Here is a 23790-nt window from a genome sequence, read left to right as displayed (position 1 = left end):
TTACTTCGTCCAAAAATGATAAAAATTAAACCATTGATACGGTGCGCGTAAGCAATGCTGCTCAAGCAAAGCCACATATTGTCGGGTCACGGTTTGCATGGCTTGCATACGGGTCTTTCGTGGTAAATCGATGACATCTGCAATTTTATGAATATGCACTTCAAAATGTTGCTGCTGTCGATAACAAAACACCGCCAAAACAGGCACTTTGAGTAAACTTGCCAGTATCCACGCACCCTGTGGCCATAGTGCATCTTTACCAAGAAACTCAATTTGTTGAACACGACTAGACTGCACAGGCGCACGATCTGCCGCGACAATCACCCATTCACCTTGTTGCATTTTTTCTTCTAATAAAATGGCTGTTTCTAGTCCCAATTCATCGACAGAAATCAGATTCACGTCCGCCTGATCATTGAGTTTTTTCAGAAAAGCATTAAATTGTGTGGCGTGTTTTTGATAGACCAATACATTAATTTTCTGCGGATGCTCAGATTTAACAGCACGTAACAGTTCAATATTGCCAAAATGCGATACGACTAATAATGCACCTTTCTGGTAAGCCTGCTGAAAATGCTGATGACCGAACAACTGTAACTGTTGTTCAGGGATATTTCCGAGCCAGCCTTCCATTTTATCTAAAATACTGATTCCGAACTGGATAAAATGCTGATAGCTATTTGCCCAAGACGGTAAAGCCGAAAATGGAGAATGACCACCTGCGAATACATGTAATTGACGCAAATAATCAAGTGATGCCTGCCGTGCAGAAACCGCAAACAGCCAATACCACAGAATAATAAAGTACAATACGACCTTACATAACCAACGCCCACCCAAACGATAAAAATAGAGCACTAACGTGAGTAGCCCCAGTCCACCTCGCTCTTTACGATCGCTCCAGTTCGAAGATTGGCGCTGCATGTTTAGCCTTGTATTTTTTGTTTAATGAGTTTGGGTAAACGCCATAACATACCAGCAAATAACCGCGCATGTGCCTGACTCATTCCCAAATTATCGCGCCAGACATGAAAATGAGAAATCCCATGTTCAGGATAAATCACAGGCGTTGGGACATTTATAAATTTGGCATTTTCCCACTTTAGACGGACTAAAATTTCACTGTCGAAGCCCATACGTGGTTGGAACTTTGCTTGTTTTAAAATTTTTAATGTTGGTGCTAAAGGATAGATCCGAAAACCACACATACTGTCTTTAATATCAAAAGACAAACTATTAATCCAAACCCAGACATGCGTGACATATCGCCCATACAAGCGTTTTTTGGGGACGGATAAATCAAATACAGGTTGACCAATCACAACTGCATCAGGATGCTGCTGCGATAACTGCAAAAACTTATCGATATCTGTCCATTGATGTTGACCATCCGCATCTATCTGCAAAGCATGGCTAAGTCCCATTTGCCCTGCATAGTTCAATCCAGTAATGACTGCCTGACCTTTGCCCTGATTATGATCATGCTCAATTAAATGAAGCTGCGCATAAGCCTTATCCAATGCCCTCAATCGCATGGTACATTCATCATGACTACCATCATTCACCACAATCACAGGTAAATTATACTGACTTAGAGCTGCCATTAATTCATCAAGATAATGCGGATGATTAAACACAGGAATAACAAAACCATAACTTTGCATCATAGTGTTTCCTCATCCGAATCTTTCAATGCAAATAACAAACGGCCTGATGCCAAAGTTTGCTGTACATCAGATAGCTCAAAACTCACTTTATGCTGTTTGCGCGTCAGTTTTAACTCAATAATATGATAAGGCTGGATTAAATGTTGAAATTTAAGTTGTTCATAACCATTGCACCAGTGTAAATCCCCCCAGATTTGTCTGGCACATGTCTGAATAAATCCAATTTGCCCCACACCAGGATAGATCGGCTGATTTGGAAAATGCCCTTTAAAACACAGCAGTTCGGGCGTAAATTCCAGTTTCAGTTGATAGCATTCACTTGCTTGTAACTGCGACAAAACCACAGGTTGCAGCATTGGCTCAAACAAACTTTTTAAATAATGTTTATCCAATTTTGACTGCGTGTTTTGGGGTAGTTCTGTCAAAAATCGCCATAAACGTGGAATCGCGATATTTTCCAAGCCACTACGTAATTGTTGTTTTATTTCAGATACAAATGCGTGTTTACCTATGAATTGTAACTTTTGACGTGCAGCATCGTGCAAAACCACAATACACGCCAAAAACTGACGCTGTTCCTGCTCGATCAATAAAGCATGACATTGCTTTACCGCTGCTAAGGTTTGAATCGTTTGTTCAATCGCATCCAAACTCAGACGTTTTTCTTCCAGCTTGATCAAACGGTCGGCACGACCCAATAATTTAAATCCAGTTTTTGGGTTATTGGCATTTTCCCATTCTGCCAGATCCCCAGTTTCAATCCAGTCAGAACAAAAGGCGTGTTCCGTTTGTACATTTAAAAGCTGTTGCTGGATGTCAATATTCACATCTGCAAAGGCTTGCCATGCACTTTCATCTTCAGTTCGATAGGCAATTCCACCCGTCTCTGAACTTCCTAAAATCTCAGTAATCGTATAATTGAGTAAGAGTCGAACACCTTTTTCCAATTTTCCGCCAGAAGAAAATACCGCCTGACTATCTACGAGTTTTAGATCTAACGTCCAACGTTTGAGTAAAGCTGGACTAGAAATCACATAGTTTTGCAGTCTAAATTCAGCAAACTGCTTTTGGATCGCAATCACATCTTCTGGGAAAGCCAATTGCGGGATATAAAAACTTCGTCCCGTAAATAATGGCCAGAGCAGTTTAAACAATAAACCATAAATATGCTGATGACTGACCGTCGCCAATGCAATGACTTGTTCAGTTAAGCAAAATGTCTGATCGAGTCCCTGCACTTCCTTAAACAATTGCGCTAAAGTGCGTTCAATCCGTTTCGGTTCACCGGTTGAACCAGAAGTGTAAAAATCGATCTGCGCTTGATCAAGAAAAGTTTGACTCAAATCAAGTACGAAATTCGAGTTCACGTCAGTAAAAGTTTGGCGTGATAAAAAATAAATATGTTGTGAAGCTAAATTTTGTTCAAGCTGTGCGACCCGATGTGGAGGCAACACAATCCTTTTCTTTGCTTGAAGTGCTGCAAACAATAACACCAGAAACTCATAGCTGTCTTGATGCCAAAGCGCCCATATGCATTCAGGTCGCAAAGAAAATAATTGCGCCTGCTGTGACACATCTTGCCAAAATTCAGCAAAAGAAATTTGCTGTTGGTCAAAGGTAATCGCTAAAGTCTGTTGTGACTGAATAAATGGATTAAAGGAATTGTTCATCATTATTGTTCAAACGCTGATGGCGTTTTCTTAAAATAAATTCACCAAGTAAAAGAATGCCCATGAGGACATAAGAAATAAAGCCGTTATATAACACCCAAATCTGGGTCGGTGCATAAACAATCGTACACCAAGCCATAACAGCATTGAATATAAAAAAACCACACCAGACTATGGTGACTTTTCGCGTCCATTGTACTCCCGACTCAGGTAAATCGGGCTGCATGATGCGTGCGAAACGCTCAATCATGGAAGGTGGTCGCCATAAGGTCGATACAAATATACCCAAAGCTCCCAGACTCATCAGAACTGGATAAAATTTAAGCCATGCATGATCATTCAACATCACGCTTAAACCACCACATAAAATGGCAAACATAGAAAGTGGCCATAATAATGCATTGGATTTAAACACAAGGCGTGACATCCCCACTATCACCAACAATATACTGACGGCAAAAAAATGACCGTTGGATAAACTCCAACCCACAATAAAAGGATACGCGATGAAAAAAATCGCTGTTATCCATTTCAAAAAGTGATTCATTAAGCGGTCATATTCTGAATAACAGTCACAACATCGTGTACTGTTCTGACATTTTTAAAGTCTTCAGGTTTGACCTGCTTCCCTGTCAATTCTTTAATTTTGACGATTAGATCCACTGCATCAATACTATCAACATCCAGATCCGAATATAGATGGGATTCTAATTGGATTGTTTCAGGCTCAATTTCAAATAAATCCTGCATCCATTCACGTAAGGTCGAAAGAATGTGTTCCTGACTTAACATAGCTACCTCTTATACTTCTTGTTGAGCTTCAACCAAAGTCACTAGACTTTGAATTGAGCGAAAATGCTGTTTGGTTTCATCCGATTCAGCATTTAAATGAATGTTGTAACGTTTTTTGAGGGCAAGCCCTAACTCCAAAGCGTCTATTGAATCTAGCCCTAGTCCTTCTCCAAATAATGGTGCCTGATCATCAATATCCTGAACGGTGATGTCTTCAAGTGCTAAAACATCAATAATCATTTGTTTTAATTCGTTGGCCAAATTGCTCATTTAGATAACTCTTGCTTAAAAAATTGCTGTAAATACTGATTGAGGGCACGGACATTTTTAGGACTGACCGTCAAATCAGAAAGTACCTCTGAAATATGGATGGCATCCAAAATTTTAATCTCAATATGAAAGGGCTTCGCAGGAATGTGATACCACTTTTCATTTTTGGTTAACGTCGTGGGTGTGCAACGAATCAACACAGGTCGAATCGGTACATCGGCACGAATTGCAATATTGGCAGCACCACGCTGAAACTCATTAATCTGTTCATCTTTTTGTGTCCTCGTTCCCTCAGGAAAAATGATGAGCGATGGCGCATTATCTTGCTGTAAGCTTGTCACGCAATCATGGATAAATTGATTAGATCCTGCATTTAAAACGTAACCTGCGCTGCGCACAGGACCTCGTGTAAATGGATTTGACCAGAGCGACTGCTTTACTACGCAATTGGCTTGTTGCATGAGTCCAATGAGGATCACCACATCGATCAAAGTCGGATGATTGGCAATCACTAATTCTTGTCGGCTTTGCTGTAATTTTTCCAGACCTTCCACCGAATAAGTCATGATGCCCAACTTGACCATCATTTCGGTAAAGCCTTTAAAACTGGTACGAATCACCTGTTGAGCACGTTGTCGACGAGTCGCCTGATCCTGTGCAGTTAAATTTACCAAAGGTGCAACCACAGTCGCGATTGCCACGCCCCCAATACCAAAACTGGCAAAACTAAAACCGGTTGCTGCAACACGCCAAATATAATTGATCTTATTGTTTAATAATGCCCGATTTAACATTTTTGCCATCCTAGCCATGCTGTTTGATGCTGATCTTGCCAGAAGGAATAAAAACTGAGCGCATCAATATCCTGAGTCTGCTCAACTGCGTTCAATTCGACATTGGCATGTTCCAAGCTCAGTAAAGTCGATAGTGCAAATGGCTCAAAAGGTTGTCGATCCTGATAAATTTCAGGTAATGGCGCGTCATAATAAACCACTAAAACGGTTTTAATCTGAGGCTGAGTTTTTAAAATCGCATAGGCTTCGATGATTGCTTCTGACCAGCCGCAACTTAAACTGGTCGAAATGGTCTCGTCTTTACACAAAATAGAATAAAGACCCGCAATGGCATTATGAACCGAAGTTGAAAACTGTGTAGGTGATGGCGTTTGATGGGTCAATACATCTTGTAAAATACCCAATGTTTTGGCTTCATCGCCATACTGAGAAGCCCATACAATATAGTCAGCAGATTGCTGCGCCAGAGTTTGCATGGCGGCATTTATCGCCAATTTTGCCAAAGGCGAAAGTCGTCTGCGCTGCATTGCAGGCAAAGACTCTAATGCCGTACAGTCATGTTGTGTACAACACAGTCGAAGCGCAGAAAGATGAAATCTGATCATGCTGAATGCGAGCCCATGGCAAAGGTGTTAGAAATTGGTGCAAAATTATAGCACCAGTCTTCAAATTAACAAAAAATTACATTTTAACTGAAATAACAACAAGATGCAGTGTCTATAAATGCAAAAACCCCGAAATGGGATCGGGGTTTTTTATTAAAGACAATTTAACGCTTAAATTTTTTCTCAGCTTTCTTAAATTTTTGAATATAACGACGTTTACGCGCAGCGACGCGTTCATCGATTTGCGACTTACGTCCTTCAAATGGATTTTCTGAGGTCTTAAAGTCAATTCGTACAGGCGTACCTTCAAGCTTATAAACTTTACGAAACACATTTTCCAGATAACGACGATAATCCGCTGGGGTTTTATCGACTTTATTACCATGAATGACAATCGTCGGAGGATTTTGTCCACCCATATGCGCATAACGCATTTTAATACGCTTACCGCTAATCATCGGCGGTTGATGCGCATCTGTTGCATCATTTAAAATTTGAGTTAATTTCGCAGGTGAAACTTTTAAATGCGAAGAATCATAAGCACGGTGAATCGATGGATATAACTCACCTACGCCTGTACCATGCAAGGCAGAAATCAGATGTACTTTTGCCCACGGAATAAAATCAAAACGACGATCAACATCCAGTTTACATTGCTTGCGATCATACTCAGTCATGTTGTCCCATTTATTAATGGCAACCACCATGGCACGACCCGCTTCAAGCGCATAGCCAATCAGATGTAGATCTTGCTCAACCACACCTTCACGAGCATCCAAAACCACAACAATCACATGCGCATCTTTAATCGCCTGAAGTGTCTTTACGATTGAAAATTTTTCAATCATTTCATCCACTTTACCTTTACGACGCACCCCTGCGGTATCGATCAAGGTATATTGGCGACCATCACGCTCATAGGGGATATAAATCGAATCACGTGTCGTTCCAGGCTCATCAAATGCCACAACACGTTCTTCGCCTAACAAACGGTTGACGAGTGTTGATTTACCGACATTTGGACGACCAATAATCGCGAGTCTTAGTCCTGTATTTTTGTCATGTTCTTCTTGATTTTCATCTTCAGGAACATCTTCAAGCACATCTTCAAGCATCTGTGCCACACCGCGACCATGGCTCGCTGCAACATGAATCGGTTCACCAAAGCCTAGCTTATAAAACTCGACTACGGCTGCTTCAGCGTGTACACCATCCACTTTATTGGCAACTAAATAAATTTTCTTACCCAGACTGCGTATTTCACGGGCAATTTGTTCATCTGAAGCAAGTAAGCCTGCACGAGCGTCCACCACAAAAATAATAATGTCAGCTTCATTGATGGCAGTTTTTGACTGTTCCGCCATGTAAGCATCGATCCCCGCTTCGCTTTCGCCGATACCGCCTGTATCTACCACAATAAAGGATTTATTTTGGTAAACGGCATCACCATATTTACGGTCACGCGTAAGCCCCGCAAAATCGGCAACAAGTGCATCACGACTCTTGGTAATCTGGTTAAATAGCGTTGATTTTCCGACGTTGGGACGACCAATGAGCGCAATAACGGGTTTCATAAAGTAACCTACATTCAAGATCAGCCATTTGGCATGAACAAGGAAATAATAAGGAAGATTTTAGGTCATAGACCTGAATAAAAAACAACGGGGCTTTGAATATTATATACTCAAACACCCCGACGAATTTGAAGCAAAGAATTCGCGAATGACTAGTTTAACACAAGCCCGTCTAAAATTAACGGTTTTGCCAAACAGTAAATTCACCTTTGCGTGTGGAAACATAAAGCTGATTATCCACTACACGTAAAGTTCGCACTTCACCACTGGTTTTGGAACGACCCACAAGTTGTCCATTGTTTGGATCAATCAGGTGCAAATAACCATCTAAATCACCGACCACCAGATCAGAACCTAATACCACTGGGTTACTCAACTGACGATGCATCAAAGCATCACTTTCCCACGCTTTTTCGCCTGTGGTCAGGTTATATGCCACAAGCTTACCATCAGTTTGTGCTACAAATACTTTGTCGTTACTGACCTCAGCACGTTTATTGCTGCTGGCGTCTTCACTCCAAACCACTTGCTGTGCAGCGACATCAATTACAGTGATTTGTCCCTGATAACTGGTGGTGACCAAAAACTGCCCCACGACTACTGGATCACCATCAATATCAATCAGACGTTGTACATCTGAGCGACCTTCACTGACTGCAACACGACGCTGGAAGCGTGGTACACCACTGATCACATCAATGCCGTACACATAAGCATTAGCAGATGCCACGATCACGGTATGATCGTCCAGCATCACTGGGGAAGGCTGTCCACGCAAGCTAAATTGTACATTTGGCATTTTATACGCCCAAAGCTGCTGTCCAGTCTGTAAATCGTGCGCAAAGACTGTACCGTCATTGGCAATGGTCACTGCACGTCCATCTTTGATTAAAGATGGACTCAGCAAAGCACCACTTAATTGTGCCTGCCATTTTTTTTGACCTGTACTTTCATCCAGTGCAAACAACTCACCTTTGGCACTACCCACTAAGACCACGCCTTCTTTGGCTTCGACACCTGAAGTCAATCCGTGTTTATTCACACGAGTTTCCCATAGACGCTGTTTACCACGATAGGCAGCAACTTCACCTTTTGGATCGACAATAAAATTCACACCATTATCAGAGTCAAGCTGTAAACGTAGTGGATCGGCTTTGTCTGTTGAAGAAACGCTTTGTGAAAAAACGGGAACCAGTGTTTTGGCCTGTGCTAATTTTGGCAAAGGATTTGGTTTCGGTTCTTCTACTTTAAGTTTATTCGTGGAGCAACCAACTAAAGCTGCTGCAACCAAAGCAAGCGCAAACGGGAGTGTAAATTTTCTATCCATTAAGACTTATCCACCTGTGTGTCTATAATCGGGCGTTCAATCTCAGGATCATCTACTAAAACGCCAACACTTTCGAGTTTAATTTGTAAAATTTGGCGCTCTTGCTTACGCTTTGCCAAATCATCCCACGCACTTTGATAGGCTTTTTTCGCAGAAGCAATATCTTTCTTCGCGACATAAATGTCACCACGCGCTTCTTCAGCCGTGGCCTTAAATGCAGGATCTGTGACCAATGCCAATGTTTTTAAGGCATCGTCATATTTATTTTGTGCAAGTTGGGCATATGCCAAACGAAGTTTAACCAGTTGCAATAGACCATCATCATTAAGTTTTGAGTTTTCAACTTTCTTCAATGACTTTTCTGCTGCGGCATAATCGGCTTTGTCATACGCCACTTTTGCCAACATCAGTTCAGTTTGAATGGCTTGTACTGAATCTGGCGCATCTTTGGTAATTTTATCTGCTGAGGCATATAAGTTACTAAGTGCATCTGGATTTGATTCAGCGCCTTGTGCCTGATCCATAAGTTGTTGCACTTTTGCAGTACGCACCTGATTTTCAGCCAGTGTTTTTTTCTGCCAATATTGCCATCCAAAAAAGGCGATGAGCGCAATCAAAATACCGCTAATGATGGCAGAGCCATATTTTTTACCGAACGACTTTAGATTATCCAGTTGTTCTTCTTCAGTTAACGCACTCATCTACGTTCCTTTCCCTTCAGCTTTTTCGCTTATTTTGCCAATTTTTCAGTTAAAAATGAAACCAGTTGCTCGATCGCGACAGTGGATTGTTCAGCAGTTGCCAACTCTTTTATGGTCAACTCACCCGCATTCCATTCACGCTCACCCAAAATCATGGCATAGACAGCGCCAGACTGATCGGCTTTTTTCATCTGGCTTTTCATGCTGCCCTGTGAACCAGTTTTGATACGCAGTGAACTATTGCTTGTTTCAAGCTGATCACGTAATTGTTCTGCCAAAATCAGTGCACGACCCTGATAAGCAGGTTCAGCCACTAAAAACACATCACAATCACGGACAACCTGCGCTTGTTCAATCTGCTCAAGAAGCAGCAATAAACGCTCCATTCCCATCGCAAAACCAACAGCAGGAACAGATTGATCCGCTTTCCCTTTCAACTGCCCCACTAAACCATCATAGCGTCCACCTGCACAAACGGTGCCCTGTGAACCCAATGCTGTAGTCGTCCACTCAAAAACAGTTTTGTTGTAATAATCCAGACCACGTACCAGCTTTTGGTTGATCACAAAAGAAATACCTGCATCCGTTAAATACTGTTGCAGTTGCTTAAAATGATTCATGCTGTCTTCTTGAATGAAGTCATGCAATTTCGGCGCATTTTCTAAAATTTTCTGGGTCGATTCAATTTTTGAATCTAAAATTCGCAGAGGATTTGTGGTTAAACGGCGCTGTGAATCTTCATCCAAAGCATCTATATGCTGAGTCAAAAACTCAACCAAAGCTGCACGATATTCTGCCCGTTCGTCTATTTCGCCTAAAGTATTCAGTTCAAGCTGGACTTTATCCGCCATTCCTAGACGTTTCCATAAACGCGCAGTCAGTAAAATCACTTCAGCATCAATATCAGGGGTTGCCACACCAAAGGTTTCCACACCAAACTGATGGAATTGACGATAACGCCCTTTTTGTGGTTTTTCATAACGGAACATCGGCCCAAGATACCAGACACGTGGTGTAGCCCCACGTAATAAATTATGCTCTAGCAACGCACGAACACAACCAGCCGTACCTTCAGGACGTAAAGTTAATGAGTCTGGCGGCGTTCCCTTGTCAAAAAAGGTATACATTTCTTTTTCAACAATATCCGTCGCATCACCAATCGCACGTTTAAATAAACCTGTTTGCTCAACAATTGGTAACCGAATTTGTTGATAGCCATAAGTATCCATTAACGATGCCAGATGTTGTTCTAAACGTCTCCATGCAGCGGTTTGGCTCGGAAGAATATCGTTAAAACCCTTGATTGCAACAATTGAACTCATGACTTACTCAAAACTTGTACGAATAATTTCTTTAGATTTTGCTTCTTCAATCGCTTTTACACGATCACGCACCATTGATTCGATTTCCTCAACCAGTTGATCGGTATCAATTAAATGGCTTTTTTCACCATTACGATAGACCAATGAACGAGGAGATGCTCCAACAACTCCAATATCAGCTTCTTTAGCCTCACCAGGCCCATTGACCTTACAGCCAATCACGGAAACATCCATGGGTGTACGTATATCTTCCAGACGTTCTTCTAGCATCTGCATGACTTTAATCACGTTAAATTCCTGACGTGAACAGCTTGGGCAAGCAATAAAGTTAATGCCGTTAGAACGTAATCCCAATGATTTTAAAATATCAAAGCCGATTTTAATTTCGTCTTCGGGTTCTGCTGCCAGTGAAATACGCATGGTATCGCCAATGCCTTCCATCAGCAAACCACCCAATGCAATCGCTGACTTCACTGTACCTGTACGGTAAATCCCTGCCTCAGTCACCCCTAGATGTAATGGGTTATCAATCTGTTGGGATAATAAACGATAGGCATCCATGGTCAAAAATACGTTAGATGCTTTAACGCTGACTTTAAATTCGTGAAAATCCAGTCGATCTAAAATATCAATATGACGTAGTGCAGATTCAAGCAAGGCTTGACCAGTCGGTTCGCCATATTTTTTCTGCAAATCTTTTTCTAAAGAACCCGCATTGACCCCAATACGAATCGAAATACCATGGTGACGCGCTGCTGCTACGACTTCACGTACTTTTTGATCTGAACCAATATTCCCCGGATTAATCCTTAGACAATCTGCACCATAGTCTGCCACAGCCAGTGCAATTCTATGATCGAAGTGAATGTCGGCAACCAAAGGAACCGTAACGCGCTTACGAATTGCTCCAAAAGCCTCCGCCGCTTCCATCGATGGAACAGACACGCGCATGATATCCGCGCCTGCATCAGCGCAACGTTGAATTTGCGCAACTGTCGCATCGACATCACAGGTTTCAGTATTGGTCATGCTTTGCACGCTAATCGGGGCATCACCACCGACATAGACTGAACCCACACGAATTTTTCGTGTTGGGCGACGCTTGATTGGATTTTCGATCATGGTTTCACTCTCATTTAATCTTCATTAACGAGATAAACGGAAATCTGCTTTTCCATTTACCGTATATGGAGACAATGAAATCGGTTCTTGGTTTAGACTTAATGACACAGCAGTTGCATCATCCAGACGAATTTGAAACGGTGATTGGCCATTTAAAGTTAAAGTTGATGCCTGACGACCGGTTGCCAACACTTTACCCGTCGAATCAACAATATGTATCGAAGTTGGACGATTAAAATTAAGCACCAACTCATCTCCAGAAGTTGCTGCTCCATTATTTAATGGCAAGACTTCAACATTCGAATTTTGCGGTGCGACCGTATTCGTTTTCTTGGCAGACCAATTTTGCAGCATCGTCACAATGACGCCAATTACAATCAGGGCTAAAATCAGAATCAGACTACGTTTTAACCACTTTCTATTGCGATCACTTTTTGAACCTGGGAGTTTCCCCATGATTTTAATCGGCGAATTGGTTAAAGCATGATTCGGTAATAAACCGGTATCGTTCGCATAAATTTCATCGAAGCGCTGAATAATCGCAGTTGCATCCGTCTTTAAGTATTTCGCATAAGAGCGATAATAGCCTTTGATAAATGCAGGCTCTGGCAGGCTTTTATAGTCATCTTGCTCTAAAGCAGTTAAGGTTTTAAGTGGCATATTTAAATCAGATGCCACATCATTTAACTCAAGCTTCTGCGCAAGACGAATCTGACGTAAGTACTCACCTGGACGTTGAACATTTCCTAATGCTGAAGTAGGTGAACTTGAGCCAGTTGGCTGCTGTGAATTAGGATTTATTTCCATACGGCCTCAGTACTATACTGTAATTGCAAATAACGTTTATATTCTGAACTATCTGGGAATAAAGCACGCAGTTGATTGATCAATGCCTGCATTCCCATTCGATCACCATTGGCTCGTGCAACACGAATCCCCACCCAAAGCGCACGTGCACCCTGATTGGTTTGCCCCACTGTACGCACATATTGTTCATACATTTGAGTCGCCGCTGGCATTTGCTGTTGCAAATAAAAAATCTCTGACAACTCTAACATAGATACATAAGAGTCGCGGTTTGCCTGTAAAGCTTGTTTGAATGACTTTTCAGCATTCACACGATCGCCAAGCAATACGTAGATACGCCCCAGATTTTCAAGGGCACGATAACGCTGATCATACCCAAGTGTTGCCCCTGCAATCGTAAATTGTTCAATCGCGTCATTATAACGTTTCAATTGGTATAAGTACGTACCATAATTATTACGAGCTTGTGCATTGGTAGGTTCTTCCGAGATTGCACGTTTAAAATACGTGTCTGCTTTCTCGAGATTTGTTGCACTACCTTCTTGTTGTAAGAGTACACCCATCATCATATTGGCCATGGAGTCACGCGAATTCACTTCCAAAGCTTGATCCAATGCGCGTTTAGCAGCATCCAGATCACCAGACTTGATATATTCAGCTGCAAGTTGTGTACGAACCTGCACCGCTTTTTTAGGGTCTTTGGTTGTTTTTTGAGATTGGCATCCCGTTAACAGCAACGCCATTAAACATGCTGAAATCCAGACTGTGGAACGTGAAGTGAATCTACTCAACAACTCTACCCCCAATATATTATCCCTGTGAACGAATAATCTCTTGTCGCTCTGCGACTTTCTTTTTCCATTGTTCAGCACGACGGGTACGATCCGCGACCTGTCCTACCAGTTGACCACATGCCGCATCAATATCATCGCCACGTGTCTGTCGAATCGTACACACAAATCCAGCATCAGACAAAGTTTTTTGAAAGGCAATAATCCGATTTCGGCTAGAACGACCATATGGCGCATGCGGAAATGGATTAAATGGAATCAAATTTATTTTACTTGGTAAATTTTTTAATAGTTTAATCATTTGTTGTGCATGTTCTGGGTGATCATTGACACCATCGAGCATCACATATTCAATCGTGACATGTTTACGCGTACTTTCATTACCACCTTTGGCCAGATAACGCTGACAAGCAGCAATCAATTGCTCAAGTGGATATTTTTTATTGATTGGAACTAACTCATTACGCAACTCGTCATTAGGTGCATGCAAGGAAATTGCCAGTGCGACATCAATATCCTGTGCCAGTTGATCAATCTTGGGAACCACGCCTGAGGTAGATAACGTTACACGGCGCTTGGACATCCCATAAGCAAAGTCATCTAGCATCAATTGCATCGAACTCAGGACTGCATCGTAATTTAACAATGGCTCACCCATGCCCATCATCACGACATTTGTGACAGAACGACTACGTTCCGCTACAGGCACATCTTCCATATAAGACTGATTGGCGACCCAAAGTTGTCCAATAATTTCATCAGGATTTAAATCACGTTGGAAACCCTGCTTACCCGTAGAACAAAATGAACAATCCAGTGCACAACCCACTTGTGATGAAATACACAGTGTTTTACGTGACCCAGTCTTGTCTTCAGCAGGAATCAATACGGTTTCAACTAACGAACCTGCACCATCACCCACACGGAACACCCATTTACGGGTTCCATCTTTAGAGTAGTGACGATGTACGACTTCAGGTGCTGTAATTTCACAGACCTGTTCAAGTTTGGTGCGCAATTTACCTGAAATATTGGTCATTTCAGCAAAATCAGTGACAAAATACTGATGAATCCACTTCATCACTTGCCCTGCACGAAACTTTTTCTCTCCTAATTGTTCAAAAAATCCTTCTAGTTCTGCGCGAGACATACCCAATAGATTAACTTTGGCACGGACAGCATTTTGCACCGCATCAGCAGGCTGTGCATGTTCTGTTGGTGCTGGGAGATCTATTACAGAAGCCATGAGATTACCTAAACCATAGAAGTGACGAAGAAATATTGCCTAATATTTCAGCAAATTTATTCAGAGAAAAATAAAAAACCAGATAAGTATAATACCACTTATCTGGTTTGGATGCTCTCGATTAACGAGTGCGTGGGAAGATCTCTTCAGCAGCGAAGAAATACGCAATTTCACGCTCAGCAGATGCTACAGAGTCAGAACCATGTGCAGCATTTTCATCGATGCTGGTTGCGAAGTCAGCGCGGATTGTACCTGGTGCCGCTTCTTTCGGATTCGTTGCGCCCAAAATTTCACGGTGTGCAAGAACTGCATTTTCGCCTTCAAGTGCAGAAACAACCACTGGACCAGAAGTCATAAATGCCACTAGGTCAGCAAAGAAACCGCGCTCTTTGTGCTCTGCATAGAAGCCTTCAGCTTCTGCTTGAGACAAATGCTTATATTTGATCGCAACTGGTTTTAAACCCGCTTTTTCAAAACGTGCAATGATTTCGCCAATGTGGTTTTTACCAACAGCATCTGGTTTGATGATTGATAAAGTACGTTCGATTGCCATGAGTGGCTCCTCGCTTAAAATTTTAAACGTAAAAAATTGGGCGCATTATACCGAGGTCAACGGTAATAATCAGCCTTGATTGTGTAAAAGTTATCAATTTCCGATGATTTTTTAGCGAACTTCGTCAATCCATGCCATTTGAATGGCTTCCAACAACCCTTCAGTCGATTTTGCAGGATCATCAGAGAAATCTGGCAAAGCACAAATCCATGCGTGTAAATCAGTAAAACGGATCCATTGTGGATCTACATCTGGGTGTGCGTCACTCAGTTCAATTGCGATATCAATAGTATCCGTCCAGCGTAAGCCCATGGTCTGTCCTGTTGCATCAATCAAATAAAGGCTACTTTAGCAAATTTCAGGCAAAGCGAACATGTGAACTGTTGGATTTATTAAAGGACAATGCACATGCAAACTTATAAATGAATATTCATCAAAGGTGCTGCAAAAATAATTCCGCAACCAACCACAGTCCCAATCACAGCCCCCACAATCACATCACTTGGATAATGTAATCCCAATACCATGCGAGACAAAGCCACCAAAATGGTAAATGGCAACATGATGACGATCAAAATTGGCTGGATATAGCCTAATGCAATACTCGCCATAACCGCATGTAAGGTATGACCTGATGGAAAACTAAAATGATCCAGTGGGCGTTCACCCAGTACAATGACCTGATGCACCTGATAAGGGCGCGGGCGTGTGGTTTTATGTTTTAGAAATTTATAAATTCCAGTTCCTACAGAACCACCTAACAATAAGTAAATGATTTGTAGACCATAAAACAACCCTTGAGATAGCCAAACCATAAACAGCATGACGTACCAAAATAGACCATCACCCAGCCGACTGATGATTTTAAAGAAATGCGCAATTCGCTGTGAATGCGAAAAATGATTCAGGTACAAACAACCTTTTAAATCTAAATCTAGTATTCTAATTTTAGCGTTTTTAAAATTCATGGTGACACTCCTCTCACTTAAACGGAGATTTATACTCGGTAGAACTCTTTGACCACCTGATATAAGGCTTGTTCCATTTGATATACAGGTTGTTGCCAACCGCTTTGTTTAACATGCTTAAGTGCATGTATTCCCATCTGTTTTAACTGTGATCTTGCAGGCAATTGATATAAAGTTTGAATAAATGTATTGACTTGACCCAAGGGACTCAGCCAACCACTTACCCCATGTTCTACATACTGACTGGCACAGGCATAATCATAAGCCACTACAGGCAACCCACTTGCCATTGCCTCAAGGACCACGTTACCAAAAGTTTCTACCTGACTCGCAAACACAAAGACATCAGCACTTGCATAAGCAGTTGCAAGATTCTTGCCAGTTAAACTTCCTGTAAAAACAACCTCACAATTCTCTGCCATCTGTTCCAGACGTGTGCGATCTGGTCCGTCCCCCACAATCACCAGTTTAAATTTTAGATGCTGCATCCGTTGCATGGCTGCATAACTTTGAATTAATAGCTGGATTTCTTTTTCGGGAGATAAACGTCCGACATACAACATGACGGTCGTGTCATCGCCAGCATGCCAACTTTCTCTTAATTTCTGACAACGATACTGCGGAGAAAATCTTTCAGTATCCACACCCCGCCCTACGATACTTAAAGGACAGGTAATCCCGAAACCACGCAAGGCTTTTTCAGTATCCTTACTCGGCACACAGGTCATATCCGTGCTGTTATGAAACCAGCGTAAATAGCCCTGAATCGGTTTGAGCAAAAAGGCCAGATCAAAAAATCGACTAAAATCCTGAAAAGGCGAATGAAACCCGCTAGACACAGGAATATTTCGAGCCTTTGCTGCTTGCAGTGCCGTCAGACCCAGCGGTCCCTCTGTCACGATATGCACCACATCTGGTGAAAATCCAGCTAAAGCCTTACTTACCTTCAAATATTGAGGCCAGCCAAACTGCAAACCAGGATACTTGGGTAAAGTTTGTGCGATCACCAGACACTCTTTATTGGGTGAAAATTCTTCGCATTTCAGACTTTGCTGTGGTCGTACTAGTAAAATTTTGTGTCCCTGCTGCTGTAAACCCTTACACAGTTGCAATAAAGACAAAGCCACGCCATTAATTTCGGGTGGCCATGTCTCAGTGACAATGGCAATTTTGAGTTTGGGACGTACCAATTTATCCAGTTCATGCCAATTTTGTTGAATTTGCGCATGTCTGTTTTTAAAATAGAATTTAAAACTGTCTGGGAAATTTTCTTGTTTTAGCAGCGTTGTAGCGAATGAACCTTGCATACAACTATCCATTTGATTTATTTTCATAGCTCAAATATTAGACAATCGTTTTTACATTTTGATGATATCCAGATGACAGTTTTTTGACACAAAAAAAGCATATCGAAATATGCTTTTTTGCTCACTCAAAATCAATCAATGCTTTTGTAATTTGGCATAATCTAATAATACATTCGCCGCTTCATTCACAAAGGTTTCTTCCTCTGGTAACGGCGGACGTGCATTGATCTTCATTTTGGCACGAGATTCGCTCAATGCATCCAGTGATGCCTGATAACTTTCCCAATTACTAAAAGGTTTTAATCCTGTCGCTGCACGACGCTGATTTTCAGCATCAAGTGTTTGTTTTTCCAGTCTTAAAATTTCCGCCTTACGCTGATCAATATCTAACACAATACGTTTTTGATCTTTGGTTTCATCCGCGATCGCACGGCGCGCCTCAAGATATTTAAATTGAGGATCAACCGCAACACGGGCTTTAGATTCCTGAGACAGCTTTTCTACGTAAGGCTGGATTGAACCTTCACGCTTAAATGGAGCCGTTGGAATGGTATCCCACTTCAATGCATTTTTAGCTTTACGTTCACCAAACTCCTCATCATAAATATCCACGAGCTTGATGTCTGGAATAACGCCTTTATTTTGAGTACTTCCACCTGTAATACGATAGAACTTACGTTGCGTTAAAGTCGCCTGACCATGTGCCAAGGTATCAAGTTGAACTTGGGCTGTCCCCTTACCTGTGGTGGTACTTCCAATCACGATCCCGCGCTCATAATCCTGAATGGCAGCCGAGTAGATTTCGCTGGCAGAAGCTGAAGCCAGATTTACTAAAATTGCCAATGGGCCTGCGTAAGTTTGTGCACCGCCATCGTTATCTTCAAACACACTCACGTTGCCATTACCATCACGAATTTGCACGACTGGCCCAGATTTGATGACCTGTCCGAGCATACGTGCCACTTCTTCAAGTGAACCGCCTGGGTTATTGCGCAAATCAATCAAAATACCATCTACTTTTTTAGCAGAAAGAGATTTTAAAGCATTGTTGGTATCTTCAGACACTGAACGATATTCAGTTCCCGCACGGCGCGCACGATAGTTTAAGTAGAACGAAGGAATTTCAATCACACCAAAGGTATGCTTTTTGCCATCACGCATAATATCAACGGTACGTGAACGAACACCTGCATCTTCTTCCTGAATCACATCACGCACCAAACTTACAGTTCGCGCCTGACTCATGGAGGCACCCGGCCCGAGTAACTTGATCGTGACTTTAGTTCCGCGTTTACCACGAATCAACCCGACAATCTCAGCACTCGACCAGCCGACCACATCGACCATTTTGTCGCCATCCTGAGCAACCCCAACAATGCGATCGCCAGATTTGACCTGACCTGACTTACTTGCTGGGCCACCTTCTACAATGGTTTCGATTTTAATATAGTCTTCATTACCGCGTTCAGGACGGATCGAAACTCCAATTCCTTCTAGCTGTAAAGTAGTTTGGCGATTCAACTCCATCGCATCAATCGGCGGATAATAATTACTGTGCGGATCATAAGTTGCCATCATGGCGTTTAAGGTTTTGTCTAACACATCATCACTCTTCACGCGACTAATACGCTCAAGCTGACGGGTATAACGTTTTGTGAGTGTTTGAACAGGTGTTAAATCTTCTGGACTGGTTAAATCCTGACCATTCGCCAGCTCTGGATTGTCTTTCAAGGCTTTTTGTTTAGCCAGATCTTCTTCTTTGCTAATGGTGAGGTTAATCAGCTGCGACACCAACATTTTACGCCAGTAATCTTGCTGTTCAGCGGTATTTTTAAAATAGGCTGCTTTCTCACGATCAGTATCAATGAAAACATTCGGCTGATGCAAATTTTGTGGCTTTTTCAGTTCAGATAACATGTACTCATAAAAGGCACGTAGGCGTTTACGATATTGATCATGTATCGCATATGGACCTGTCAAATTGCCCGCTTTCAGCGCCGCACCAAAAGTCGAGCCATATTTTGTTTTATAGTCCTGTACTTCAGACGCCAAGAATAATGAATGATCAGGATCCAGACTATCCAGATACATATCTAGGATACGATTAGAGGTATTGGCATCCAGACGCATATTTAAATAATGCTGACGGTCGACCAATGTCGCTAACTGGCGAGAAACCAGTGCTTGTTCCTGAGTCGGTTGAATAGTTTGAGAGATGGCCGCAGGTGCAGTATCAGTTGCCGCAATTGCTTCGTTTATCGCATGTGTGAAGAACAATCCACCAGTCGCGACTGCAACTGCACAAGCTATCGTTTGAAGTTTCATAAATTTTTAATACTTCCTTGGATTTTCCAATATTACCCGCTGTGCCATCGACCCCGAATGTCACAGATTCAACATCTTAACCAACTTAATTTGTGTATGTCGTGTAGTTTTATCATATTCTATGCTGGCAGAATGTAGCAAATCATTGCAAAATTCCGCTATTGTTTTATCCAAAAATTAGACGAGCAACCTTTATGATCGGCGCTTTGATGCTAGACATTGCTGGCACAGAACTTACACAAGAAGATATTGAACTCTTACGCGCTCCGCAAGTCGGTGGCGTGATTTTATTTGCACGAAATATTGAATCGCCACAACAAGTGCGTGCATTAACAGATCACATGCGCCAAATCCGTCCAGAGATATTAATTGCTGTCGATCAGGAAGGTGGGCGTGTCCAGCGTTTAAAAACAGGATTTACCTTATTACCTGCAATGGGGCGTTTTGGTGAGTTATATCAACACCAACCAGAACAAGCGATTCAATTGGCTGAGCAATGTGGCTGGCTCATGGCAACTGAGGTTTTAGCGGTTGGTATTGATTTTAGCTTTGCACCCGTTTTGGATATCAATGACCTAAGTGATGTGATTGGTGATCGTGGTTTTGCCAAAAATCCGCAGGATATTGTGCCATTAGCATCAGCCTTTATGAAAGGTATGCAACAAGCAGGTATGGCGAATACGGGCAAACATTTCCCTGGTCATGGCTCCGTGCAGGCAGACTCGCATGTTGCCGCAGCGATTGACCATCGTAGTTACGATGAAATCTATCAAAAAGACATGCAAACATTTATCCAATTGATGCCACAACTGGATGCACTCATGCCTGCCCATGTGATTTATGAACAGGTCGATCCTAATCCTGCTGGGTTTTCACCATTTTGGGTTCAGGAAATTTTGCGTAAGCAGTTAAGTTTTGATGGCGTGTTATTTTCAGATGACCTGAGCATGCAAGCAGCTTGTGTTGCTGGTGGAGCTGATGCACGTTTACAGGCGGCACTTTCCGCAGGCTGTGACATGGGATTGGTATGCAATGACCGCTCATCGGCTTGTTTGGCACTCGATTCGATTGAACATCTAGCTTTACCACATCAGCAACGCTTGGAACGTATGCGAGGCAAGATTCCTGAATTAAAGATTGGCAATACGCTTAAATTAGGAGATGTCTGGCAATCTCATAAAACACAGATCGAAAAATTCAAAGATAGCTTTTAAGGCATTGAAGGTTATAATAAAGTCGCTTTTACATCATGAATATACGGGTATATTCATGATGTCTAAAATTATGCATGGATGATAAATAAAATAACAGGCTCAGGAATATGACCCAACCACTTTCAAAACATCGACATATCTCTTTTACCGCTCATTACACAGGTTACATCTGGTATCAAATGGGGATCTCACATCAGGTCTTTGCCACCAAAAAGGGCAAGTCTTTAGCTGCACTGGTTCACCCATTGGAAAGTTGGGCAGAGAAATATGTCGGTGGCAGTATGCGAAGTACTCTCAAACAACGACACACCTTACTGGATGATCAGCTTACGACGCTCATTGAGCATCATCCTCAGTTACAGGTTTTGGAAATCGCCAGTGGTCTTTCACCGCGAGGTTGGTGGTTTAGACAACATTATCCAGAGATCACTTACCGTGAACTAGATTTACCAGACATGGCACAAACCAAACAAGCTGCATTGCAACAGATTGAAGCCAATGCACCCGAAATGCTGTCTGTTGATTTATTTACCGCAGAATTTAAACAAGCATTTGACTTATTTGACCCCTCGTTTCCTCTGGTGGTGATCAGTGAAGGGCTGATTAATTATTTTGATAAACCTTTGTTAGCTCAATTAATTCAGTCGATTGCTGAATATGGTCAGCCATTTAAAGAATTACATTATCTCACCGACTTGTACCCAGAACCAGTCAAAAACAAGTTGGCAAATATTATCTGGAGTAGCAGCAAACTTCTCAAATGGATGTCACGCAGCGCCTTTAGCTTTCATTTTACTACCCCAGCCGATGTTGAAACTTTTTTTATGGAAAATGGTTTTGATCAGGTAAAAGTGACACAACCAAAAGATTATTTTGATTCAGACACCGTACAACAGCAGAATAAACAGGAACACTTAGGCGATCTAGTTTGGACGATTCATGCTATCAATAAGAAACACTCTTAGAATCGATAGATAAAGCAAAGTTTACACAATAAAAAACAGCATCAAAGATGCTGTTTTTTATCCCCAAATAACGCGGCAAGATACGGCTTCTCAGATATCTTTAATCGCGTTACACCACCTCAGCGTACTGAAGTTGATGTTCTTTTTGTCGCGCCACATAGCGCAGCAAACGATCTGCAACCGCAAAACTACCGTGTTTAAAGATCGCTCTTACCCCTGCTGTATCGACCTGAAAAATCAGACATTCGATACTAAACATACCTTCTTCATCTTCTAAATGAAGAGCCAAATCTCGTGGATAACTTTCGACACGATTCGCTTCATTCGGCTGATTCAGTTGTAAAAGTACACCAAAGAAACTTAAATCACTAATCATTACTTTGAACTGCTCAGGCAAATAACGATGGGTCAGTTGCGTATGTGGTTGCATGACTTCAATGCGCTCTTCACCACGACGATCCATATGTTTGATTTGTTCACGGGTCATCGGAATAATGCCATCCAAACCCTGAATCGATTCACCATTTAAATAGGTTGCAAACAAATGCATGGTTTCTTTACGGCGTTGAAGCTGCGGCACATGATCCGCATTGGCGATCAAGGCAAACTGCATATCAGGACATTGCAAAGCAAAATTTGCATTTTCAAAAGGCAAGGTGAAACTATCATACTGCCCAGCGGCAACCAGCGTTTTGCACTGTGGAATCGGCACATCTTTTAAACGCAATAGCCGATTACAGTTGATCTCATAACGCAAACGCTCAGTTTTGGTAAATTCAGCCATTTGACGGAAGAACAAACGCTTAGCTGTAGGTGACATGCGAGTCTTGTCAAGTTTGGCATGATTTACCAGATACAAAATCACGGCTTGACCAAATTCTTCCATCCGATCTTCTTGCATCAACTTCAGTGACTCTTCCAAGATCATGCGCCAGCTTTTACGGGTCTTTTGCATCACTCCCATTAGGACCATACGGTCAACCAGTTCAGGACGTTGGTGCGCAAATGAAGAAGCAACCACTGAGCCTAATGACATGCCCATCATAGAGACTTTGGAAATACCGACGATATCCAGCCATATACCAAGCATTCTGGATAAATCCGATAATTCAAGCATTCCCGCAGAAACACCTGTATCACGGTTGGTAATCTGCTGATTCGCACCCATTGAAGGTAAATCAATTAAAATGACAGGTCCGCAGGCAAACAGTTGTTCAACACAATATTTATAAGAGTTGAAATTTTGAAATGCCCCGCCCACAATTACTATGGGAGTCTGATGAATTGTACGCACATCAGCCATGGCCATGAATTCGACTTTCCAGCCATCAATCCATGTTTCACGAGCAGATTGCTTAAAAATATCTTTATGATAAAGATCAAAAAAACCAAAAGGTGAACCCGCTTGGTGAAGATCCGCGTCCATCTGGATAATGGAATTCATTTCCTGCCTCCTGCCTGCGTTGTTTTTTATCTATGCAGGCTCCGTTCCATGCGACACAATGGCTATGCATCCTTACTCAATTTTTTTGTATAACGTCAATAGCCTTATTGTTTCATTCTATACAGATGTGACTTTTTTAAGCAACCCTTTCTATAACCACTCATCTAGTTTCGATCTTTTTCAAGTTTCAAAATATTTAAAGTCGCGTAACAATTTCACAGTTTTCTACTAAATCACGCACTAGCTCATCTTTACCGCATTATGATGACTATACCAATCTGGTCATAGCCTGTTACTATGCAATGTACCTTTATGGATTTTTAACC

The 23790-nt window shown here is 42.0% G+C and carries 24 protein-coding genes; 2 read left to right on the top strand and 22 right to left on the bottom strand.

Going from position 1 to position 23790, the window contains the following annotated elements; genetic code table 11:
- From JR005_RS07940 to JR005_RS07840, 21 genes are all read right to left on the bottom strand, one after another.
- Complete coding sequence (locus JR005_RS07940; RefSeq protein ID WP_218664843.1) at window positions 1-924, bottom strand: acyltransferase; 924 nt, start codon at window positions 922-924, stop codon at window positions 1-3.
- A gap of 2 nt (window positions 925-926) precedes the next feature.
- Window positions 927-1667, bottom strand: a complete 741-nt coding sequence (locus JR005_RS07935) for a glycosyltransferase family 2 protein (protein WP_228731668.1) — start codon at window positions 1665-1667, stop codon at window positions 927-929.
- Window positions 1664-3340 (bottom strand): AMP-binding protein, encoded by a 1677-nt coding sequence (locus JR005_RS07930; protein ID WP_218664842.1) that lies wholly within the window; start codon window positions 3338-3340, stop codon window positions 1664-1666. The genes JR005_RS07935 and JR005_RS07930 overlap by 4 nt, the downstream gene beginning before the upstream one ends.
- The gene (locus JR005_RS07925) at window positions 3321-3884 is read right to left on the bottom strand and encodes a septation protein IspZ (RefSeq protein WP_218664841.1); all 564 of its coding nucleotides are present in this window, start codon (window positions 3882-3884) and stop codon (window positions 3321-3323) included. The genes JR005_RS07930 and JR005_RS07925 overlap by 20 nt, the downstream gene beginning before the upstream one ends.
- Entirely contained in the window at window positions 3884-4129 is a 246-nt protein-coding gene (locus JR005_RS07920; protein ID WP_218664840.1) for an acyl carrier protein, read from the bottom strand. Before JR005_RS07920 ends, JR005_RS07925 begins: the two co-directional genes overlap by 1 nt.
- A 9-nt stretch (window positions 4130-4138) precedes the next feature.
- A complete protein-coding gene (locus JR005_RS07915; RefSeq protein ID WP_004992697.1) occupies window positions 4139-4399 on the bottom strand; it encodes a phosphopantetheine-binding protein in 261 nt (86 codons plus the stop codon).
- On the bottom strand, window positions 4396-5193 hold the full coding sequence (locus tag JR005_RS07910) for a lysophospholipid acyltransferase family protein (protein ID WP_005002279.1): 798 nt from the start codon (window positions 5191-5193) through the stop codon (window positions 4396-4398). The genes JR005_RS07915 and JR005_RS07910 overlap by 4 nt, the downstream gene beginning before the upstream one ends.
- The gene (locus tag JR005_RS07905) at window positions 5187-5798 is read right to left on the bottom strand and encodes a beta-ketoacyl synthase chain length factor (protein WP_218664839.1); all 612 of its coding nucleotides are present in this window, start codon (window positions 5796-5798) and stop codon (window positions 5187-5189) included. Before JR005_RS07905 ends, JR005_RS07910 begins: the two co-directional genes overlap by 7 nt.
- A gap of 164 nt (window positions 5799-5962) precedes the next feature.
- The gene (gene der / locus JR005_RS07900; protein ID WP_049174914.1) at window positions 5963-7372 is read right to left on the bottom strand and encodes a ribosome biogenesis GTPase Der; all 1410 of its coding nucleotides are present in this window, start codon (window positions 7370-7372) and stop codon (window positions 5963-5965) included.
- A gap of 178 nt (window positions 7373-7550) precedes the next feature.
- Window positions 7551-8699 carry an outer membrane protein assembly factor BamB gene (bamB, locus tag JR005_RS07895; RefSeq protein ID WP_005002275.1) on the bottom strand — a complete coding sequence of 383 codons (1149 nt, stop codon included), beginning with the start codon at window positions 8697-8699 and terminating at the stop codon, window positions 7551-7553.
- Entirely contained in the window at window positions 8699-9400 is a 702-nt protein-coding gene (locus JR005_RS07890; RefSeq protein WP_004992686.1) for a YfgM family protein, read from the bottom strand. Before JR005_RS07890 ends, bamB begins: the two co-directional genes overlap by 1 nt.
- Window positions 9401-9429: 29 nt before the next feature.
- Window positions 9430-10722, bottom strand: coding sequence for a histidine--tRNA ligase (gene hisS / locus JR005_RS07885; RefSeq protein ID WP_218664838.1), 1293 nt, complete (start codon window positions 10720-10722; stop codon window positions 9430-9432).
- Window positions 10723-10725: 3 nt separating this feature from the next.
- Entirely contained in the window at window positions 10726-11844 is a 1119-nt protein-coding gene (ispG, locus tag JR005_RS07880) for a flavodoxin-dependent (E)-4-hydroxy-3-methylbut-2-enyl-diphosphate synthase (RefSeq protein WP_004992682.1), read from the bottom strand.
- Window positions 11845-11868: 24 nt separating this feature from the next.
- The gene (locus tag JR005_RS07875; RefSeq protein ID WP_004994849.1) at window positions 11869-12651 is read right to left on the bottom strand and encodes a helix-turn-helix domain-containing protein; all 783 of its coding nucleotides are present in this window, start codon (window positions 12649-12651) and stop codon (window positions 11869-11871) included.
- Window positions 12642-13394 carry a type IV pilus biogenesis/stability protein PilW gene (gene pilW / locus JR005_RS07870; protein WP_004994852.1) on the bottom strand — a complete coding sequence of 251 codons (753 nt, stop codon included), beginning with the start codon at window positions 13392-13394 and terminating at the stop codon, window positions 12642-12644. Before pilW ends, JR005_RS07875 begins: the two co-directional genes overlap by 10 nt.
- Window positions 13395-13461: 67 nt before the next feature.
- Complete coding sequence (gene rlmN, locus JR005_RS07865) at window positions 13462-14688, bottom strand: 23S rRNA (adenine(2503)-C(2))-methyltransferase RlmN (RefSeq protein WP_049174906.1); 1227 nt, start codon at window positions 14686-14688, stop codon at window positions 13462-13464.
- Between the two features lie 121 nt (window positions 14689-14809).
- Entirely contained in the window at window positions 14810-15241 is a 432-nt protein-coding gene (gene ndk / locus JR005_RS07860; RefSeq protein WP_004994861.1) for a nucleoside-diphosphate kinase, read from the bottom strand.
- A gap of 111 nt (window positions 15242-15352) precedes the next feature.
- On the bottom strand, window positions 15353-15553 hold the full coding sequence (iscX, locus tag JR005_RS07855) for a Fe-S cluster assembly protein IscX (protein WP_049174904.1): 201 nt from the start codon (window positions 15551-15553) through the stop codon (window positions 15353-15355).
- A gap of 104 nt (window positions 15554-15657) precedes the next feature.
- Window positions 15658-16209 (bottom strand): phosphatase PAP2 family protein, encoded by a 552-nt coding sequence (locus JR005_RS07850; RefSeq protein ID WP_049174902.1) that lies wholly within the window; start codon window positions 16207-16209, stop codon window positions 15658-15660.
- Window positions 16210-16238: 29 nt separating this feature from the next.
- Window positions 16239-17516 carry a glycosyltransferase family 4 protein gene (locus JR005_RS07845; RefSeq protein WP_218664837.1) on the bottom strand — a complete coding sequence of 426 codons (1278 nt, stop codon included), beginning with the start codon at window positions 17514-17516 and terminating at the stop codon, window positions 16239-16241.
- A gap of 135 nt (window positions 17517-17651) precedes the next feature.
- Window positions 17652-19841 (bottom strand): carboxy terminal-processing peptidase, encoded by a 2190-nt coding sequence (locus JR005_RS07840; protein ID WP_151721107.1) that lies wholly within the window; start codon window positions 19839-19841, stop codon window positions 17652-17654.
- 194 nt (window positions 19842-20035) lie between these two features.
- Here JR005_RS07840 and nagZ point away from each other — a divergent pair, with 194 nt between their 5' ends.
- Both nagZ and JR005_RS07830 read left to right on the top strand, forming a co-directional pair.
- Window positions 20036-21055 carry a beta-N-acetylhexosaminidase gene (nagZ, locus tag JR005_RS07835; protein ID WP_218664836.1) on the top strand — a complete coding sequence of 340 codons (1020 nt, stop codon included), beginning with the start codon at window positions 20036-20038 and terminating at the stop codon, window positions 21053-21055.
- A 107-nt stretch (window positions 21056-21162) separates the two neighbouring features.
- Window positions 21163-22020 carry a class I SAM-dependent methyltransferase gene (locus tag JR005_RS07830; protein WP_004992658.1) on the top strand — a complete coding sequence of 286 codons (858 nt, stop codon included), beginning with the start codon at window positions 21163-21165 and terminating at the stop codon, window positions 22018-22020.
- A gap of 109 nt (window positions 22021-22129) precedes the next feature.
- On the opposite strand, the gene JR005_RS07825 is transcribed toward JR005_RS07830, so the two are convergent.
- Window positions 22130-23464 (bottom strand): alpha/beta fold hydrolase, encoded by a 1335-nt coding sequence (locus JR005_RS07825; RefSeq protein ID WP_004992654.1) that lies wholly within the window; start codon window positions 23462-23464, stop codon window positions 22130-22132.
- Window positions 23465-23790: the final 326 nt, after the last annotated feature.

The sequence above is a fragment of the Acinetobacter sp. Colony158 genome (assembly GCF_019264745.1).
Taxonomy (GTDB): Bacteria; Pseudomonadota; Gammaproteobacteria; order Pseudomonadales; family Moraxellaceae; genus Acinetobacter; species Acinetobacter ursingii.
The sequence above is the reverse complement of the archived record's forward strand: the minus strand, read 5'-3'. Positions and strand labels throughout refer to the sequence as shown.

Excerpts from the sequence above, each read along its gene's own strand:
- JR005_RS07940 (WP_218664843.1), bottom strand. The coding sequence starts at position 924 with ATGCAGCGCCAATCTTCGAACTGGAGCGATCGTAAAGAGCGAGGTGGA.
- JR005_RS07935 (WP_228731668.1), bottom strand. The coding sequence starts at position 1,667 with ATGATGCAAAGTTATGGTTTTGTTATTCCTGTGTTTAATCATCCGCAT.
- JR005_RS07930 (WP_218664842.1), bottom strand. The coding sequence starts at position 3,340 with ATGATGAACAATTCCTTTAATCCATTTATTCAGTCACAACAGACTTTA.
- JR005_RS07925 (WP_218664841.1), bottom strand. The coding sequence starts at position 3,884 with ATGAATCACTTTTTGAAATGGATAACAGCGATTTTTTTCATCGCGTAT.
- JR005_RS07920 (WP_218664840.1), bottom strand. The coding sequence starts at position 4,129 with ATGTTAAGTCAGGAACACATTCTTTCGACCTTACGTGAATGGATGCAG.
- JR005_RS07915 (WP_004992697.1), bottom strand. The coding sequence starts at position 4,399 with ATGAGCAATTTGGCCAACGAATTAAAACAAATGATTATTGATGTTTTA.
- JR005_RS07910 (WP_005002279.1), bottom strand. The coding sequence starts at position 5,193 with ATGTTAAATCGGGCATTATTAAACAATAAGATCAATTATATTTGGCGT.
- JR005_RS07905 (WP_218664839.1), bottom strand. The coding sequence starts at position 5,798 with ATGATCAGATTTCATCTTTCTGCGCTTCGACTGTGTTGTACACAACAT.
- der (WP_049174914.1), bottom strand. The coding sequence starts at position 7,372 with ATGAAACCCGTTATTGCGCTCATTGGTCGTCCCAACGTCGGAAAATCA.
- bamB (WP_005002275.1), bottom strand. The coding sequence starts at position 8,699 with ATGGATAGAAAATTTACACTCCCGTTTGCGCTTGCTTTGGTTGCAGCA.
- JR005_RS07890 (WP_004992686.1), bottom strand. The coding sequence starts at position 9,400 with ATGAGTGCGTTAACTGAAGAAGAACAACTGGATAATCTAAAGTCGTTC.
- hisS (WP_218664838.1), bottom strand. The coding sequence starts at position 10,722 with ATGAGTTCAATTGTTGCAATCAAGGGTTTTAACGATATTCTTCCGAGC.
- ispG (WP_004992682.1), bottom strand. The coding sequence starts at position 11,844 with ATGATCGAAAATCCAATCAAGCGTCGCCCAACACGAAAAATTCGTGTG.
- JR005_RS07875 (WP_004994849.1), bottom strand. The coding sequence starts at position 12,651 with ATGGAAATAAATCCTAATTCACAGCAGCCAACTGGCTCAAGTTCACCT.
- pilW (WP_004994852.1), bottom strand. The coding sequence starts at position 13,394 with ATGGCGTTGCTGTTAACGGGATGCCAATCTCAAAAAACAACCAAAGAC.
- rlmN (WP_049174906.1), bottom strand. The coding sequence starts at position 14,688 with ATGGCTTCTGTAATAGATCTCCCAGCACCAACAGAACATGCACAGCCT.
- ndk (WP_004994861.1), bottom strand. The coding sequence starts at position 15,241 with ATGGCAATCGAACGTACTTTATCAATCATCAAACCAGATGCTGTTGGT.
- iscX (WP_049174904.1), bottom strand. The coding sequence starts at position 15,553 with ATGGGCTTACGCTGGACGGATACTATTGATATCGCAATTGAACTGAGT.
- JR005_RS07850 (WP_049174902.1), bottom strand. The coding sequence starts at position 16,209 with ATGAATTTTAAAAACGCTAAAATTAGAATACTAGATTTAGATTTAAAA.
- JR005_RS07845 (WP_218664837.1), bottom strand. The coding sequence starts at position 17,516 with ATGCAAGGTTCATTCGCTACAACGCTGCTAAAACAAGAAAATTTCCCA.
- JR005_RS07840 (WP_151721107.1), bottom strand. The coding sequence starts at position 19,841 with ATGAAACTTCAAACGATAGCTTGTGCAGTTGCAGTCGCGACTGGTGGA.
- nagZ (WP_218664836.1), top strand. The coding sequence starts at position 20,036 with ATGATCGGCGCTTTGATGCTAGACATTGCTGGCACAGAACTTACACAA.
- JR005_RS07830 (WP_004992658.1), top strand. The coding sequence starts at position 21,163 with ATGACCCAACCACTTTCAAAACATCGACATATCTCTTTTACCGCTCAT.
- JR005_RS07825 (WP_004992654.1), bottom strand. The coding sequence starts at position 23,464 with ATGAATTCCATTATCCAGATGGACGCGGATCTTCACCAAGCGGGTTCA.